The organism is Paenibacillus sp. EB106-05-06-XG162, from assembly GCF_058791655.1.
Genome location: NZ_JBYTDT010000008.1, coordinates 72056 through 89172, shown reverse-complemented (window position 1 = coordinate 89172; position 17117 = coordinate 72056). Strand labels below are relative to the sequence as shown.

Here is a 17117-nt window from a genome sequence, read left to right as displayed (position 1 = left end):
GGACAATGGGAGAAATTTCAATCTATTTCTCATTTCAATGAATGTACAGCTCTCTTCTTATTCACACTAGTCCCCTTAACCGCTTCATAAAACACAAGAACGCCAGCTGCTAACGAGACGAGGAAACATGAACCAGCGAGCAACGGATACAGCGACCATTCTAGAATAGGCTGCCCTTGGAAGGTCTGCCAGCCCATCGCAACCAATCCGAGTATATAGGCGATTCCCGTGATATGGATCAAACCGCTACGCGCCGAAGATTTCCACCGCGTCTGTTCTGTGAGCCAAGCAACGAATGGTAACGCTTGAAGCGCATGGAACCCTAGCCCATGAAGCCAGATAATATTCCCACTGCCACCAATGAATCGTCCGTTATTCACGGAAATCCAAATACCCGCAGCGAATGAAATGAGGACCGCGATCATTGCATATCGAATGCCGAGCACAAGCTCGGGGCGCTGCTTGTAAATTTTGGACCGGAAGTAGAAAGCTGCTAAGAACAGATAGAACAACACGAGCAGCAGCGCAACAATAGCGAACCCATTGCCAACCATCCGATCAAAGGCTGAACCGCCTAACACGAATCTTGGATTTACCCCGCGGAAGTTCTGTATTGTCTCTGCACCATAAGAGTAGAGCGCCAGCAGAATATAAGACCATCGGAAGATCAACCTCCCTCCCTTAGACATCCCTGAGAATGGAATCAACGCGGCTGTGGAGATTATGAATATGCCTATCGCTGCATTGAAGGAGAAGGCTTTCGACACATCCCCGTGAGGTGCCACCTCTCCTCCGAATAGTAAGGTCCATCCCCCGCATATTCCCGCGAGCAGAAACCCAAGCAAACCTACGCATACCAGCCATTTCTCACCTTCAAAAAATTTCACTTTTTGCATTCCACACTACACTCCTCGCACCGTTTTTCTTGATGGGATTAGTGTATCGCATGAATGTATTTCCAAAAATATCCTACAGGCTAGAATTCACCCCCGACCGGAGATGGATCTTATCACTGTCTTCAGACGTAGAAAAAGAGTGCCCTTGGGCACCCTTCTTGGAATTATGCAGCAATCGATTTCGATCTCACGTTATGGAATTTAACGAAACATACCACTCTCCAGCAGACAATGTAACTGAACGTCATGAAGTTGAGCAGGAAGCTCAAAGTTCCTGGATCCACACCCTTCACGGTTGCAATCGCAATGAAACGCAGCGCGAATATCGTAATGAGCAGCAGGAACATGTACTTATTTCCTTTGATAAAGGTGTTACCTGCTTCGCGCACTTCGAAATTGGTCGTTAGAATAAGCGGGATGGATAACACCATTCCTGCAAGGGCTGCAATAAGCAGCTGTTCGCTCTGAATATGAAGACTCGGGTCGAGAAGCTGAAGCATCGAGGTGCTAATATAGAGGATCGGCAGGACTAACGGAAGCCCTGACTTGGCAATTGGTGAGTTCATCCCACGCTGCAGACCGCGCAAAATAAAGAAAAATATGATCATCGAAATAAACATAGAATTGATTGGACTCATTTGAAAACCACTCCCTCAAGGATTCGATTTGATAGTCTTAGTATCTCGAATTTGAGGCGTCGCAACCAGTGAAATATGTAATTTGATCAAGGTTACAAAAGTCACCTCATGCATGTGACGAACGAATCTTAAGTGATCGGGAACAGCAGGACGAATTCTGTCCCTTTGCCCATTTTGCTGCGAACATCGATCTTGCCGTTCATCTTCTTAATCATACTAAAGGCAACGGTCATCTCCAGACCCGTTCCTTTCTCCTTCGTACAGTAATACGGGGTGCCGAGTCTCCGAATCTGCTCTGCGGTCATCCCGCCCCCTGTATCACGCATGCTAATCTTCGCGTAATCATTCCACGGACACACTTGCAGCGTCAGCATACCGCCTTCTTGCATCGCTTCAATCGCATGCTTGCCAATGTTAAGCAGGGCCTGCCGGAATTTATAACGATCCCCTGTAATATAAAAAGGTCTCTCCTGGGCGGGTATGACATGAATCTTGATCTGATTGTAATTCCCGTACGTTGTCAGCACATTCGATAGATACAAGAGCTCATCTTGAATATGCAATTCTTCCGTAATCCCGGGATCGGGCTGCGCCAATGCGAGGTAATCCGTAATGATATGCTCCGTACGATCAAGCTCCTCAAAACAAATCTGCTGATACATCGTCTTCTTCTCGTGGTCCAGGTGATCGGAGCCGAATAAATGAATGAAGCCCCTCACTGCAGTCAGCGGATTCCTGATCTCATGCGCGACAGACGCCGCCATATCACCGACGATCTTCATCTTCTCGCTCTTAATGACCTCTTCCTGCATGTAGAAATACTTGTTCAGGGACTCAATCAAATACACGTAGAAGGCGACGATGACAGCTTGTAAGATGTAGGTCTGCAGAATCGTCCAAGGCTTGATGAACAGAATCTCGAACTGCCCAATCCATGTGAAGTACACGGTTAACGTGAGAAATTTAATCAGGAGACTTAAGCAGACAGCTACCCCGATTTTGCAAATCGTTTTCATTCCGTCAAAGATGCGAAGCGACAGCATCACCAACACGAAAGTAAGCATTAGCGAAAAGATATACGCCCAATCATGCGGACTTTCGTTCAAGAACCGATAACCCACGATCGTTAGATATAATAAGCCCGAAACAGACAAACCGCCATACAACGAGCCTACGGCTAGCGGAATCGACCGAAAATCATATGTAATGCCATTTAGCGTTACTGGAAAAGACATCGTCAAAACAATGGCGATAGCAAAGAGTATATAGATCAGGAAGCTGTATAGCAGGTTCCGTTCTTTTATTTTATATATATAGGGGTACATGACGAGTGGAGTAAATATGATGAAGATGTTCAGGATAAAGTCCTTGAAGTAATCAAGCATAGAACGCCTCCAACACATATTTAGTATGGTATTAGTAGAAGAATATCACGAATGACTTACGGTGAGAAGATGAAATTGTCGAATAATGTATTTTTGGGGAATGAGAAAAAAGACACCTGCTCGGTGTCCTTCTCCTTAACGAGATGACTTACAATTCCATCATCTTCTTATCCAGCCACTGCAAGGCTTCCTTCAACCGTTCCTTCGGCAAAATCGCGTAACGGTCTCCAACACTCACCTCGTAAGCGCAAGACGTATCCCCTGCCTCTACGAGATAACTCGTAAGTCCGACACCCGTCTCTTCGTAACACTGAATTAATAACGGTTCAAGCTGATGCTTGGGCATATCGATATGCACATGAAACATGTTCGACACCGGTTCCACTGGCCTTGTGGCAATACCATGGCAAGCATTATAGAGCCCTGCCAGTGCCTTGGCATCTTCATGATACTGCTGCATCTTACCGACACGCTGCTGGAAATAATAATCGGCACTGAGGATGTACGGGTATAGACTGATCAGGTCGCCGCCATGTCTTCGCTTCCACACTTTCGAGGTGTCGATAAAGCCGGAATCCCCCGCAAGAATCGCACCTGCAATACCGCCAATCCCTTTGTAAAAAGAAATATAGACACTATCAAAAAGTGAACTAATCTCTGCAGCCGAGCGACCATAATACGGCATAATCTCGAACAAGCGAGCTCCATCCATATGCAGCTTAATGCCCCGCTCCCGGCAATACTTCGAAATCGCTTCAAGCTCTTCGTAAGCCGGCAATTGACCGCCAATCTCGCGCTGCGGAAGTTCGAGCAGCAGGCAGGAGATCTCTTCTGGCATGTTCATGACATCTTCCAGACGAATCAATCGGTCTTTGTCTGCGAGCAGGATCGGCTCGATCCGGTGTAGTTCCCGGAGCGCGTCATTCTCATGGATCTCCAGATGAGCTAACGGATGATAGGCTACCTTGGCAACGCCACGCTGATCGCACCATATCCGCAAGGCAATCTGCTGCGCCATCGTACCGCTCGGGAAGAATACGGCCTTCTCTTTTCCTAAGATATCAGCCATTTTATCTTGAAAATCTTCAATGATCTTACCCGAGCCGTATCGATCACTCTCAAGATCTCCATCGATCTGATCCAGCACGGTGCGTAAATTCTGCACGATCAGGTCCCCATGACCTGGAACCTTGTATACCGTCTGACGAAATGCTTCAGCTAGAGCGGATTGTTTACTCATCTTTCCTCAACTCCTCTTACCTCATAATCATAATCTAGCAATATAGCTCAAGTATAACGCAGATGCCGCAGCCAGATCACGATAGATTTTCATGCAAAAAAGCCACATCAGATGGATATCCGATGTGACTTGAATGAACGATTAAACTTGCATCTCCCCATGATGGACTTTCGAGGTCTCGATCTGGATCGTTGTATGTTGGATTTTGAACTTCTCTTCAATCAGATGGATCGCATCTTGCAGAACGCGCTGACCATCCTGATCGTCCTCGATAAGCATATGGCAGGTCAAGGAATCCAAATTCGATGTAATCGTCCAAATATGAAGGTCATGAACATCAATGACCCCTTCAATCCGTTCCAACGTTTCCTTCACTTCATATTGATCCACCGTAATTGGGGTGCCTTCCATCAGGATATGCACTGTATGCTTAATGACGCCCCACGCGCTGCGCAAGATTAAGAGGGCGACGACGACGGAAATAATCGGATCGGCAATGTACCAACCGAACATCCACATCACGATCCCAGCTAGAATCGCACCGACAGAACCGAGCGCATCACCAATGATGTGGAGATAGGCACTGCGAAGATTGACGTTATTCTTCACGTCGCCTTTCCGCATTAACGCCCATGCGCTGATAAGATTGGCAAGAAGACCGACCGAAGCAATGAGCATCATCGAGCCGCTAGCTACCTCAGGTGGGTTGTTGAACCGCTGGATCGCTTCCCATGTAATAAAGCCTGCGATCGCAAATAACGTGACCCCGTTGAATAATGCAGCCAGAATCTCGAAACGGTAATAGCCATACGTCTTGTTCGGCGAGGCTGGCCGTGTCGCAAACCAGATCGCGACCAAGGTTAGGATCAGCGAACTCGTATCGCTCAGCATGTGCCCGGAATCCGACAAGAGCGCCAAACTATTCGTGATTAATCCGCCGAAGAACTCTAGCAGCATAATTCCCGCTGTAATCGAGAGCGCAATGATTAAACCTTTCTTATTGCCTTCTCTACCGTGATCGTGGTTATGCCCATGATCGTGATGATGATGACCGTGGCTATGACTGTGTCCATGTGAATGTGAATGGTTATGCATAGGTTATTATCCCCCTTCAACGAATCAAAATATGAATCCTCTGTTAATATTTTTATTTAGTGTATATATGAGCATATGTTCATATATTATTATGTTCGAATCACTCCTTTTTGTCAACCCTTGGAATCTGATTCAGGCAAAATAAAAACCCGACCGCATACGGCCGAGTTCTGTATGTATCCTAAATGATTAGTCCCAAATATCGGGCCGATCCAGTTGAAGCATTCGCATATATTGCAGCAACTGACCGGTGTGCACGGCATCATGATACGATTTGCGTTCTAACGTATCCCCAAGATAACGTGCAATCGGGCGATGCGGCCACTGGATCAGTTTGCTCTCAAAATCTTCTACATCCAAGGATTCAACATATGCGATAAACTGCTTATGATAGGCAATCGACCGATCCACCTCATCTTGCACGGAGGTGAACGGGAGCTCCCATAACGGGGCTCTTTCTTCTTCGCTAGGCAATCGATGTTCCGTCAATATCATATACCACGAATAATCATGCAACAGAACGTGTCGAATCATATGTCCTATGCTTAGCGCTGTTGCATCCGGCTGCCAATTCAAATACGCATCAGGGATCCCATACGCTGCTTTTAAGAATCGACGACGGGTTTCTTTCAAATCAAGAAGTATAAGTTCTTTTGCATTCATTTCTGATGTCCTCCTAGCATGCTTTTAGGAGTATTGTAAACCTTGCATATTTAAATTATCATCGAAATATGAATGTATATCCGCAAATAACCATGATCACGTCCCTCATCGGTGACCTTACCCGCGCCGCGATGCTCGATGCGCTGATGGGAGGTCATGCGCTGCCCGCAGGCGAGCTTGCCTATATCTCTGGCGTTACGCCACAAACCGCAAGCTCCCATCTCTCTAAACTCGTGAAAGGAAATTTGATCGCTGTTGAACAGCACGGAAGGCATCGTTATTACAGGCTAGCAAGTCAGGAAGTAGCTGAGTTGATGGAGCTGATCTCGGCGATGTCCCCACCCATACAAATACGTTCCTTACGCCAGTCACAGGAGATGGAGAAGGTCCGTCATGCAAGAACCTGTTATGACCATCTGGCTGGAAAGCTAGGAGTAGCACTGACCCAAGCGCTCATCACAAAGGGTTATGTTGCCCATCGTTCCGAGACTGAATTTGATGTTACGGAGCAAGGTATCGAGCATTTCCGTTCGCTCGGTCTCGATCTCACGACCATGAAAGTGAACCGACGGATTTTTGCCAAGCGATGCCTCGACTGGAGCGAGAGGATTCATCATATCGGTGGATTCTTGGGGGCCGTTATCGCGAAGCATTTCTTTGAAATGAAGTGGATTGTACGAATGGAAGGAGGATCCAGAGCCGTTCGATTGACGGAGGAAGGCCGGATGAAGCTTCAAGCATTGTACTCCATCGCGATGGAAGACTTGGTGTGAGGCACAAATAAAACTCGACCCCAGCGGCCGAGTTTTATCCATTTACGAATACTATCTCATTGTGCCTATCAGCATATAAGAGATGCCGAGCAAGAGGCAAAGCGGGGAATATAGCATGCTGTCCCATTTAGCGAATACGGTACCCTTCTTGCGCTTGAACAGCCCCACCCATTTGAAATCTCCGATGCCGCGAATGATGAACACAGCCGCTACGACCCAGCCCCCAACTAGGAGGAGAAGATCAGAGAATAATAGCGGTTTAATCACGCTGCTCCACTCGAGTGCAATCCAAGCTGCCAGAGCGAGCAGAAGTCCAACCATACTTGTACCGATCGGCGAGGGCTGGAAGAGCCTCTCCGATCCATTCGTGGGGATAACCGCGCTATTGCCTCGCTTCCCGCCAAATGCCCAGTAAAAATGCAACCCGCTTACGACCAATAAAATACCGCTGACCACCCAAGCAATCATCTCAACCATATGTACCTCCTAAGCTAGGTCATGCTCATCCGAACTACTTCTGTACCTGTATTTGAAGCTGCTCATACCATTTCTTCGTCTGTGCCGGATCTTTGTCATTGTAGAACACATAAAGATCCTTGAGTTTGATCTGAATGTACGGCGGGTTATTTTTGACGACATATAGTTTGGACCTGCCTAACTCCTTCAATCGGAAGTTCCCTCGTGCATATTGATCTGTCGCTTCCCCATTCGTCTTCGTCCCCTTCGGAATGCTGTCAACAAGGGACAATCGTTCAATATCATCCATCTTAAAATCATACGAGTACATCGGGTAATCAATATGTACGTTATGCTCAGCCGTGATCGTTAAGACCGGCGACGTCATTTCCGAACGGATCAATAGGAACGATACGCCTACAATAATAGCAGCGAACACGATCGCAGAACCCCAGACGAACACCTTTCCTACCGGCGTCGCTGAATTGATCGTAAATCCAATCCCTACCCTTTTGGTAACAAACACACTGCTGTCGTTCGGATTATGGTATGTGAAGCCATTTCCCCAATATTCGTCATCGTCGGAGTAGATGATCTTCCCATCATCCGCTAATATGTCTTGCTCCGACATTTTCACGCGATAATTCACCGTTAAAATAATGCCCAGCGGAATGGCTGTGAACAACAGCGTAACAACGAGCCATACGCCCTTCCATTCTAGGTTCTCATTCATCATAAGCTGATCGATCAGCAGGAAGTGAGTGCTCTCCAGGATCGCCAGAAATAGCCAGCAGTAAGACCACAAACGTCGTTTGGCTTGATTCAAGCTGAGATTCACTTCACTGTTCGCACTGTACACTTTCCCTTTAACCTTGCGCATTCTGAATGAGATCAAGAAGAAGAGCACGGATATGATAAGACTGGCGATCGGAAGCCCCAAATCCCGCGTCGGGTCACTCGCAGCCCATCCAATAAGACTAAGCGACATCGCAAAGGGAATGATGAACAGCCACAATGGCGCCGAGCGCTTATTCTTCAGCTGAGCAACCCGCAGATCGCTACGGATGACCCGCTTCATCCCTACGAACCAGTCATGCTCACGTTTTAACGCAAGCGTCGCTCGAAAGGCTCGACGAAATGGAATCACGATCACGACAGCAAAGACCATCAACCATACGAGAAAATAAATCGTCTGATAAGCAAGCTGCGCGTACAGCAGTACAAGGGGGATAAGCGCAACAAGGGAACCTATCATCACCAGTCTGAATTGCTTCTTGAATTGTGCCTGAACCTCACGGATCGCCGGATGGTCCATCGCCTGCGAAGGCAGCATCACCGCGAACAGCATCCCGTTGTGATATTTCGCTTGCGGCATATAGGTCGTTAGCATAGCAATGTAACAAATCAGAATGGTAACAAGATAAATCACCAACAACATTGTAATCAACTCTCTTCACAATGAATTCTAGTTCTTCTAGTGCTGATAGGTCATTCGGGCGAAAATCTGCGAACAAAGCGCCTGAAAACGCGGTTGATCGACGCCTTTGATCGTCGCCTCCGCAATCATTAATTGAAGCTGCTCCTCCAAATGGGCTGCGTGCTTAGGATCTTCCGCCGTACGAGCGCCCACCTTCGCACCATGTCTGCGATCAATCACAATATAGCCTTCTTGCTTCAGCAGTGCGTATGCTTTATTCACTGTCATTGTATTAATCCCGAGATCTTCGGCTAGCTGGCGAACGGTCGGCAGCTTCTCATCCGTCTCGAGTTGTCCTGTCGCAATGCCGATAACGATCTGATTGCGCAGCTGCTCGTAGAGCGGGGTTTCGCTGTCTAACTCCAATGAAATCACCATAGGGTTCACCTCTCATCGATCATTAAGTATTACTTATTATAATACAAATAATACTTAAGATCTATATACTGCTCATAAACGAAAAAAACACTGACCATTGTGTGGCCAGTGTCCGCTTACAAGCTATTGAGATGTCTTGCTTTGCACCAAATTCCGCGAAAGAACGTGTCGCCCTCAGGTTGACCCGCAGCTATTGCGGATGATTAGTTCCGTTGGCACCGTAACCTTAAGCGGCAGTTCCCTGCCAAGAAACCGGTCAACCAGCAGTTTGACGGCCGTCACACCCATTTCTTCGGTGTAGACTTTGACGGTCGTTAGCGGCGGGGTGACATATTGCGACAGATCAATATCATCGATACTTACGATGGCGACTTGATCCGGCACCTTGATCCCCGATTCATCGAGCGCCCGCAATGCGCCAATGGCCATCGGGTCGCTAGCAACGAAGAACGCTTCGGGTACATCCCCTTGCTGAATGGCCTGCTTCATCAATCGATAGCCTTCATCTGCTCCCCAGCTACCGATGAACATGCTGTTATCACGGAACAATTCTCGCTCTCTCATCATCGACATATAGACAGTCTGCCGCTCGTCTTCAATATACTGAATGCTATCATGCTGCCGAATATAGCTCGTTCCTCCCATATAGCCAATGCGCTGATGTCCTAGCTCCAACAAGCGCTCCATGGCGCACCTCGCGGCACCAGCGAGATCGAACTGGACGGAATCGTACTGGTTGGAGCCATGATGATCAATATATACGATCGGAACTTCCGAATGCGATGATTGCAGCAAAATATCCGCTTCTACTTTTCCAACGACAATAACGCCGTTCAGTCCTGAAAAATCCAGTGCCGGGCTCACATCTTCAATCCAACGGAAAATCCTACGGATCGATACTCCGTGCTTCTCACATTCTTTCTCAATCCCTTGCCGTATGGTCATATAGAACGGATCGGAGAACTCGAACTGCTCAGAGCACCAGATGACAAGTCCGATATGCCAGTCCATGCTCTGCTCTACCCCGACATTCTTCCGACTCTGCTTCGTTCGATAATTCAAGGTTCTCGCCACTTCGATAATCTTCCGCCGGGTCTCATCTTGAATGCTGAATGTCACATCCTTCCGAAGTACCCGGGACACCGTCGAACTGGACACTTCCGCAATTCGTGCAATTTCTTTGATGGTCGCCATCACATCACAACACTTTCTAGTAAACTACGCTATAGCTTCTGCGACAAATCGCTCGCCAGGCACTGTATTCCATTGAATCCAACTGATCGGTCCGATCCCCTTCACGTGCTTTATTTTCGCTTCAATCGGGGTTCCATTGACGGATATCATACGCCATATACCCGAGAATTGGGGCTCCCACACGAACGTCGGCCCGGACACATGCTCCAGCACAGTCTCTTGATGACTCATGTGCGATACATGAACTTCATTCGACCAGACCGGAATATGTCTAGCCGCAGCCCACGCTACAGGGCTAAGCCGCGGCTGCGTTACAAGCACACGGTCCGCTGCACTCGGAGCAATCCCCATCATCCCCGTAATCAGAGAAGTAATTACGCTATAAGACACTTCCGGGTATTCCCGCCGCGGCATCTTCGGATGCGATAACTCAAGCAATAACGAATATGCGAAATCATTCAATCCATATTGATAATAAATTTCCGCCAGATAAGATCGTTCCTCGACATTGTTCCCACCATGCTTCACAACATCGAGCAATGCCTTGTCCAGCTTCTCGGCATCATCGATCAGCCTGAAGTATAAAGGAAGATACTGCGCAGACGCATAATAAGGGGTATAGAACGAACGATCCTGTAAGATCGCACCATAGAAACGCCCCATCTGCTCATTCCACCATTGCTCCCGGTACATGGTCTGCAACGCGTCGGCTTTGTCCGAATATTTCTGATGGTGCCCCTCATATCCACGCAGCTTCTGAATTTCAGCATAAGCACGGTACCCGCCGTAGAGCGCCGCTACGAGATCTCCGGCTACAAGCGGATGCATGCCATCCTCCATGTAGGAAGCAATGCCGCGGCGACCATAAAACGTATAATGCTCAGGCAATCCATCCCGGTCCTTGTCCCAGCGGTCAACATAATCCGAGACGGTATGGTGGTAGAAGTTCACCAGATCTGACGCTTCGATATAGTCCTTGTCCCCGGTCCATTGATACTGCCGCAAGCAGCAGTCGACGAGATCGAAGTTCGCGGGTAAGTTATACCAGAAATCACTATCATCCGTATAATCAACCGGTGCCGGTAGGCCATCCTTCGTGATCTCCCAATACGAGCACCAATCTCTTAGGCCGGAAATATGTCTGGCGAATTGACTTAACATGTTCTTGTTATGCAAGTGCAAGCCTAGGAGATGAGCGCCCGTGCTCTGGTGCGCGACGTCACGCATACAAAAAGCATCTCTCCCCGGCAAAGCCGCTTCATACCATGGTCCCACTGGATCATCCAAATGCGCATACGATAACGCTTGTTCTTTAGCCCAAGCAAAGGCCTCATTCAATGCGGCACTCGACGATTCGAATAGAAGACTGCTCTTCTGCAATCAAATCACCCCGCCCTTCTTGATCGTCACTATACCAGATGCAGGAACATCAAGCCGTTGAAGCCCTGCATGCAAGGTCACCTGCTGGCGATCAATGACTTTCCCTAGACAATTGCGGGTCTCCAGCTCAACGTAACCAAGGTCGTTCGCAAGTTCAAGTACAAGACGCGTATTCAATGTTCCATTGACGACAATCAGCGTACCGGGTACCGCGTCGCCTGCGTTCACAACGACATCTTCATAGACGCAAAAGATACGTTTCTCCGCAGTTTCCGCACTGATCATTGGATACAAGAAATCCGGCCGCCCAGGCATTAACTTTCCTTCAATTAGAGCATCCCGATGCTCGCGCCAGAAGGACAACCAGAAGGAGGTCATCTGTACGTGTTCCTCCGGGATTTGATCCAGCTTCACGGAGATCTGCGGGACAGAGAATAGAATGTTGATGAATTGGAGCGCCGCACTCTCTGCAGGTTCGTTCGGATTCCACATGATCATGTCGGAATGCACAGCGGTATGGCCGCTTAGAAGCCTCACATCGATCGTACGGATTCGATTCTCCGTCGCATCGTTCGGACAGTCGGTCGCGCGAAGCAAATTCCCGTATTTTTTCATCAGTGGACCCACATAGTTCTGACGGAACTCGATCATGACATCCGGCTTGATCGCTTGCAGCCTCGCCATGACGTCACTCAGCAACCGATCGACCGCTTCAGGTACGGATGAGAAATCCATCTCGGGGTCCTGCTTCCCCTTCGTCTCTTCCGTCGCGTAGAAGCTGTCCACGAAATCTAGCTTCAAGCCGTCTAAATCCCATTCCACAAGCGCCTTCTCATATATACCAATAATATACTCCCGTACTTCTGGATATCTTGGATCGAGTACTCCGCAGCCAAGATTGTCGAATACAGTCAAGATTTTATGTTCGAATCGATGCCATGCATCGCTTTTCTTTCCAACAAAAGGAACTGAATACCACAACATATATTTCATGCCAATCGCGTGAACGCGGTCGACATGCGCACGCATATCTGGAATCTTATCCTCGCAGACGAGCCAATCTCCACAATATGCATATCCTCTGGCATTATCCGAAGTCTGCCATCCATCGTCCACAATAACCATCTCACACCCAAGGTCTTTAGCCAGTCGGCATTGGTGTTCGATTTGGTCTGGATCTAGCTGTTGATGGAAACTATACCAAGTCGAGTACACAGGCAGCTTTGCAGCTTCCGGTACAGAAGCCGGTTCATACCCTGGGAGTGATGCCCACCATTGCTGTACTTCATCAAGACTTTCGTAGTAAGGCACATCTCTCGCATCCAGACGAATAACAGCTTCATAGGTCTGTATTGGAGCCATTGGTTCCGTGAACAGCTTCACCGCACACCGGAACACCGACGATTCCTCATGGACACCAGCTGCCATCTCAACGGCATTTAGTGCATCAGAGTAGGCGAAAGTTAACCGATTGCAGCCCAGTGTATTAAATAGACAGCCCACTGGAGCAGAATAAGTCGCTTTCGAGACCAGACCTCTTTCCCAATCTACATGAAGACGTCTGTTACGATATGCGGAAGGGTGCCAATAGCCTTGAATATCAATCGCTGGAACGTGCCATACGATTTCTACCGGCGTCGGCTGTACAGGGGCGTCTGCCTCCATTCGAATATGCAGCAGTTCGACACCGTCGCTAATAACTTGGGATGTCAATGTGGTACGAAACTTATTTTCGTCACCCTTGACCGTAAAATGGTATTTCTCTGTTTTTAAGCTGTTCTTCTCTATATTGATTGCATTCATCAGTAGTTCCTCCATTTCCTGTCCTTATCTTGCTGATGCGATAAGATTAACCTTTCACCGCACCAAGAGTCATACCACCAACAAAATATTTCTGCATGAACGGATAGACCACCACAATAGGTAATGTAACGACCATCGTCACAGCTGCACGAAGCGTAGAACTAGAAATATTACGATATTTCGAATAAGCTGCCTGTGCATCCTGAATTTGCTGGAGCGCTTCAACCTCAAGCAAGAGCTTGCGAAGATAGGTCTGCAACGTGTCCCATGTACCGCTCGAGTTGTATAAAATAACGTCAAACCATGAATTCCAATGTCCTACTGAACTGAACACGGCAATCGCAGCGAATACCGGCATCGAGATTGGAATGACGACCCTGACATAAATCTTTAACTCAGAAGCACCGTCAATCCGTGCAGATTCGAACAATGCCTCCGGTAAACCTTGCATGTACGAGGCCATAAGCATCATGTAATATGCCTGTATAAGACCCGGAATCCAATACACGTTAAAGGTATTGGTCAATCCAAGCTGCACCATTAGCAAATACGTTGGAATCAAACCGCCGCCAAAATACATCGTGATCAGGAACAAAACACGCATAAATTTTCTACCTGAGAAGTTACGGATCGTAACGATATAGGCGAGAAGTCCCGTCATGAACACACATGTGACCGTCCCGACGACAACGCGTAAGATAGAAATCACGAATCCATCGAACAACTTCGGATTCTTCATCAAGAATGCATAGGATTCTAGCGAGAACTCACGTGGGAAAAGGTAGATCCCCCCCCTTGCTGCATCCACCCCGTCATTCAAGGAAATCGCCAGCAAATTCACAAAAGGATACAGCATAACAACCATGAACGCCAGCATAAATACAACATTGCATACATCAAATATACGACTACCCAAAGTAGGTTTTATTCCTATTGAACTCGAACTCATGCCCGTTCACCCCCTATAAAATCGAAGTATCTAGCGCCTTTTTACTAATACGGTTGGCACCTAGAACGAGCACAAGCGAGATCACACTCTTCAGTAATCCGATCGCCGTAGCATAAGAATAGTTGCCCAACTGAATACCGTATTTATACGCATACGTATCGATAACTTCGTGGTATTCTCTCGTCTGTGAGTTACCGATCAACAATTGCTGCTCGAATCCCGCATTTAGAATACCGCCGATCCCCAGAATAAACAGCACTGCGATCGTCGGACGAATACTTGGCAGGATAATATGCCATACCATTCCGAACCGACCCAAACCGTCTACTTTACCCGCATCATAAAGCTCAGAATCAACGCCAGCTATTGCAGACAAATAAATAATCGTAGACCAACCGACATCCTTCCACACATTCGTCGCTGTGAGCAATCCCCAGAAGTATTTTCCTTCCCCTAGAAATGCAATTGGTTTGTCGATGATGCCCAGCCGCATCAGCATGTCATTCATAAATCCTTCATTACCTAGAATGGCAAACAAAATACTAGCAACAACAACCCAGGAAATAAAATGCGGCAAATATGAAATCGTCTGTACAACGCGCTTGAACACTTTCAGGCGCAGCTCGTTGAGCAACAGGGCCAATATAATCGGCGCCGTAAAGCCAAATACAATACCGAGTCCACTGATCGCTAACGTATTGCGAAGAATATGCCAAAAATCTGGTGAATGGAAAAAGGTTTGGAAATGCTGAAACCCTACCCATTGACTTTTGAACATATTTCTGCCGGGAATGTATTTCATAAATGCGATAATAATTCCATACATTGGAAGATAACTAAAGATGAACACCCATATGATCATCGGGATACTAAGCAGCCACAGCTGACGTTCTTTGTTCACTGTCCGCTTAATGTGGTTAAATCTTGATTTGGGTTGTGCCTGAATATTCACAACTTCTGAGTTCATCTACCCACCTGCTTTCTTGATAGAAATTTCGAACGAGAGGAAGGAATCCTTCCTCTCGTTCACTTCCTTTACTTCCAAGTAGTCATCCGTTTTTTATACGTATCGGATCTGAATTTCTCAATGTCATGCAGTCCCGAGCTGTTCAATTTATCCTTCATGTCATTGTAGTTCTTCGTAAGCTCATCCTCTGTCTTACTCATAACAGCCTTCGACCATAACGTCTCAATCTGATCGTCAATTTGCTGTTTTGTCATCGTCAACGGATCGTTCGCTGGGATCGTAATGGAGCCCAATGAATTATCGTAGATCGTATCCTTCAGATTGTCGTTCATGATCTTCTTCCATTTCGCTTCATCGTTGAAGTTCTGGTCAAACCAAAGCGTACTTTTGCCGTCATCTTTCATCGTGCCCTGGCCTTCAACAAGCATCAGGTAACCTTGACCAAGCTTATCGGAAGTATCATAATTCCACGTTGCATCAATGATCGCTTTTTTGGCGCTTTCCACCCAACTCCATTTTCCATTTTCGAACTTCCATACTGAATCTTGCTGATTCGGAGCGCCCCAACCAACTAGACGCGTACCCATATCCGTAATCGAGAAATTCATCCATTTGATGATATCCTCTGGATTTTTCGCTTTATCGGTAATAATCGTGAATGATCCGCCACGTGCGTTTTTCGGAGACAAGTAAGCTTTTTCCGCGCTAGCCGCTTTTAGCTTCACTTGCACATAACGTTGATCTTCTGTCCAATTTTTATTTGTCTTCTGCCATACTTCATGGCCCGCATTCCACGACTGCCACCATGGACCAATGTGGCCCATAATACGTTCAGACGAGAATTTTGCCTTCCATTCATCGAATTTGTTGACGAATGTGTCTGGATCAAGCAAGCCGTCACGATAAATTTGATTCATAAATTTCGTGAGCTCCAACCCTTCTTGCGTGTTAACCCAATGAGTCATATCGCCTTCTGGAGAGACTTTGTAACCCGCCTGCAGTCCCCACATACCGGCAAGCGTCGGAACCATTGTATTCGTAACTGGCGCAACACCTGAAAGCGCATACGTTTTCTCGCCTTTCGCATTCTTCGGATGTGCAGCTTGCATCTGCTTCAAGATGTCATAATATTGCTCTGGCGTCTCAAATTTCGGCGATCCCATCGCTACATACCAGTCATTGCGGATATGCGCGCTATTGTCTGGAATCGGCAGCAATCCCCAGTACTTCGGCAGCATGTATAACTTGCCGTCTTCGCTATTGTAAGATTTGAACCATGTCTCTAATTGGCTCTTAATGTTCGGTCCTAGTTTGTCGACATATTCGCCGATTTCGATCGCCTTGCCCTGGTCGACCCATTGCTGTGCCTGGGACTCACTCAGACCCGTGATCACTTCTGGATAGTCGTTGCTCGCGAGCATAAGGTTCAATTTTTCTTTTTGGTCTACATCGTAGACGATATTGTGCAACTTCACGTTAAACTTCTCGAGAATGTACTTTTGCAGTTCTGCTTCGTGCTCTTTAACTTTATCTGGATTGTCCTGTCCGGAGTAGAAATTGATCTCAATTGTCTTGTCAGGCATTTCCCAATTGAATTCATTGAGTTTCTTCTCCACCGGTGTAGTGGTTTGACCCTCGGTTTTATCAGTTCCTTTGTCGGTAGCTGCATCTTTCTCCGTGCCACAGCCTGCAAGCGTTGTTAATACAAGTACAATAGCAATCAATAATGACCAATTTCTTTTCATGCATGGACCCCCTCAAATGTATTCGCTTACATTTTCAACCTCTCCATACAACCTCAATGCACTGTTGGCCGCATACCA

At 47.2% G+C, this 17117-nt stretch carries 16 protein-coding genes; 1 reads left to right on the top strand and 15 read right to left on the bottom strand.

Annotated elements, in window-relative coordinates:
• Positions 1–29: 29 nt before the first annotated feature.
• The 6 genes from AC3WU2_RS17830 to AC3WU2_RS17805 form a co-directional block, all read right to left on the bottom strand.
• Positions 30–896 (bottom strand): hypothetical protein, encoded by an 867-nt coding sequence (locus AC3WU2_RS17830; protein WP_492456458.1) that lies wholly within the window; start codon positions 894–896, stop codon positions 30–32.
• A 164-nt stretch (positions 897–1060) separates the two neighbouring features.
• A complete protein-coding gene (locus AC3WU2_RS17825) occupies positions 1061–1534 on the bottom strand; it encodes a CcdC protein domain-containing protein (RefSeq protein WP_492456457.1) in 474 nt (157 codons plus the stop codon).
• A gap of 128 nt (positions 1535–1662) precedes the next feature.
• Positions 1663–2919 (bottom strand): ATP-binding protein, encoded by a 1257-nt coding sequence (locus AC3WU2_RS17820; protein ID WP_492456456.1) that lies wholly within the window; start codon positions 2917–2919, stop codon positions 1663–1665.
• A 148-nt stretch (positions 2920–3067) separates the two neighbouring features.
• Positions 3068–4159 (bottom strand): threonine aldolase family protein, encoded by a 1092-nt coding sequence (locus AC3WU2_RS17815; protein ID WP_492456455.1) that lies wholly within the window; start codon positions 4157–4159, stop codon positions 3068–3070.
• Positions 4160–4300: 141 nt separating this feature from the next.
• A complete protein-coding gene (locus AC3WU2_RS17810; protein WP_492456454.1) occupies positions 4301–5254 on the bottom strand; it encodes a cation diffusion facilitator family transporter in 954 nt (317 codons plus the stop codon).
• A gap of 189 nt (positions 5255–5443) precedes the next feature.
• The gene (locus tag AC3WU2_RS17805) at positions 5444–5917 is read right to left on the bottom strand and encodes a DinB family protein (protein ID WP_492456453.1); all 474 of its coding nucleotides are present in this window, start codon (positions 5915–5917) and stop codon (positions 5444–5446) included.
• 68 nt (positions 5918–5985) lie between these two features.
• Here AC3WU2_RS17805 and AC3WU2_RS17800 point away from each other — a divergent pair, with 68 nt between their 5' ends.
• The gene (locus AC3WU2_RS17800; RefSeq protein ID WP_492456452.1) at positions 5986–6690 is read left to right on the top strand and encodes an ArsR/SmtB family transcription factor; all 705 of its coding nucleotides are present in this window, start codon (positions 5986–5988) and stop codon (positions 6688–6690) included.
• 51 nt (positions 6691–6741) lie between these two features.
• Here the strand turns inward: AC3WU2_RS17800 and AC3WU2_RS17795 are convergent, their stop codons facing one another.
• The 9 genes from AC3WU2_RS17795 to AC3WU2_RS17755 form a co-directional block, all read right to left on the bottom strand.
• Entirely contained in the window at positions 6742–7167 is a 426-nt protein-coding gene (locus tag AC3WU2_RS17795) for a DUF3995 domain-containing protein (RefSeq protein WP_492456451.1), read from the bottom strand.
• 34 nt (positions 7168–7201) lie between these two features.
• Positions 7202–8584 (bottom strand): DUF5808 domain-containing protein, encoded by a 1383-nt coding sequence (locus AC3WU2_RS17790; RefSeq protein WP_492456450.1) that lies wholly within the window; start codon positions 8582–8584, stop codon positions 7202–7204.
• A 36-nt stretch (positions 8585–8620) separates the two neighbouring features.
• The gene (locus AC3WU2_RS17785; protein ID WP_492456449.1) at positions 8621–9001 is read right to left on the bottom strand and encodes a GntR family transcriptional regulator; all 381 of its coding nucleotides are present in this window, start codon (positions 8999–9001) and stop codon (positions 8621–8623) included.
• 174 nt (positions 9002–9175) lie between these two features.
• A complete protein-coding gene (locus AC3WU2_RS17780; protein ID WP_492456448.1) occupies positions 9176–10195 on the bottom strand; it encodes a LacI family DNA-binding transcriptional regulator in 1020 nt (339 codons plus the stop codon).
• A gap of 24 nt (positions 10196–10219) precedes the next feature.
• On the bottom strand, positions 10220–11575 hold the full coding sequence (locus tag AC3WU2_RS17775; protein WP_492456447.1) for an alpha-L-rhamnosidase-related protein: 1356 nt from the start codon (positions 11573–11575) through the stop codon (positions 10220–10222).
• Positions 11576–13378, bottom strand: coding sequence for a glycoside hydrolase family 36 protein (locus AC3WU2_RS17770; protein WP_492456446.1), 1803 nt, complete (start codon positions 13376–13378; stop codon positions 11576–11578).
• Between the two features lie 46 nt (positions 13379–13424).
• On the bottom strand, positions 13425–14327 hold the full coding sequence (locus tag AC3WU2_RS17765) for a carbohydrate ABC transporter permease (protein WP_492456445.1): 903 nt from the start codon (positions 14325–14327) through the stop codon (positions 13425–13427).
• A 13-nt stretch (positions 14328–14340) separates the two neighbouring features.
• Positions 14341–15294 carry an ABC transporter permease gene (locus AC3WU2_RS17760; RefSeq protein ID WP_492456444.1) on the bottom strand — a complete coding sequence of 318 codons (954 nt, stop codon included), beginning with the start codon at positions 15292–15294 and terminating at the stop codon, positions 14341–14343.
• Between the two features lie 68 nt (positions 15295–15362).
• Positions 15363–17039 (bottom strand): type 2 periplasmic-binding domain-containing protein, encoded by a 1677-nt coding sequence (locus AC3WU2_RS17755; protein ID WP_018759121.1) that lies wholly within the window; start codon positions 17037–17039, stop codon positions 15363–15365.
• Between the last annotated feature and the right edge of the window lie 78 nt (positions 17040–17117).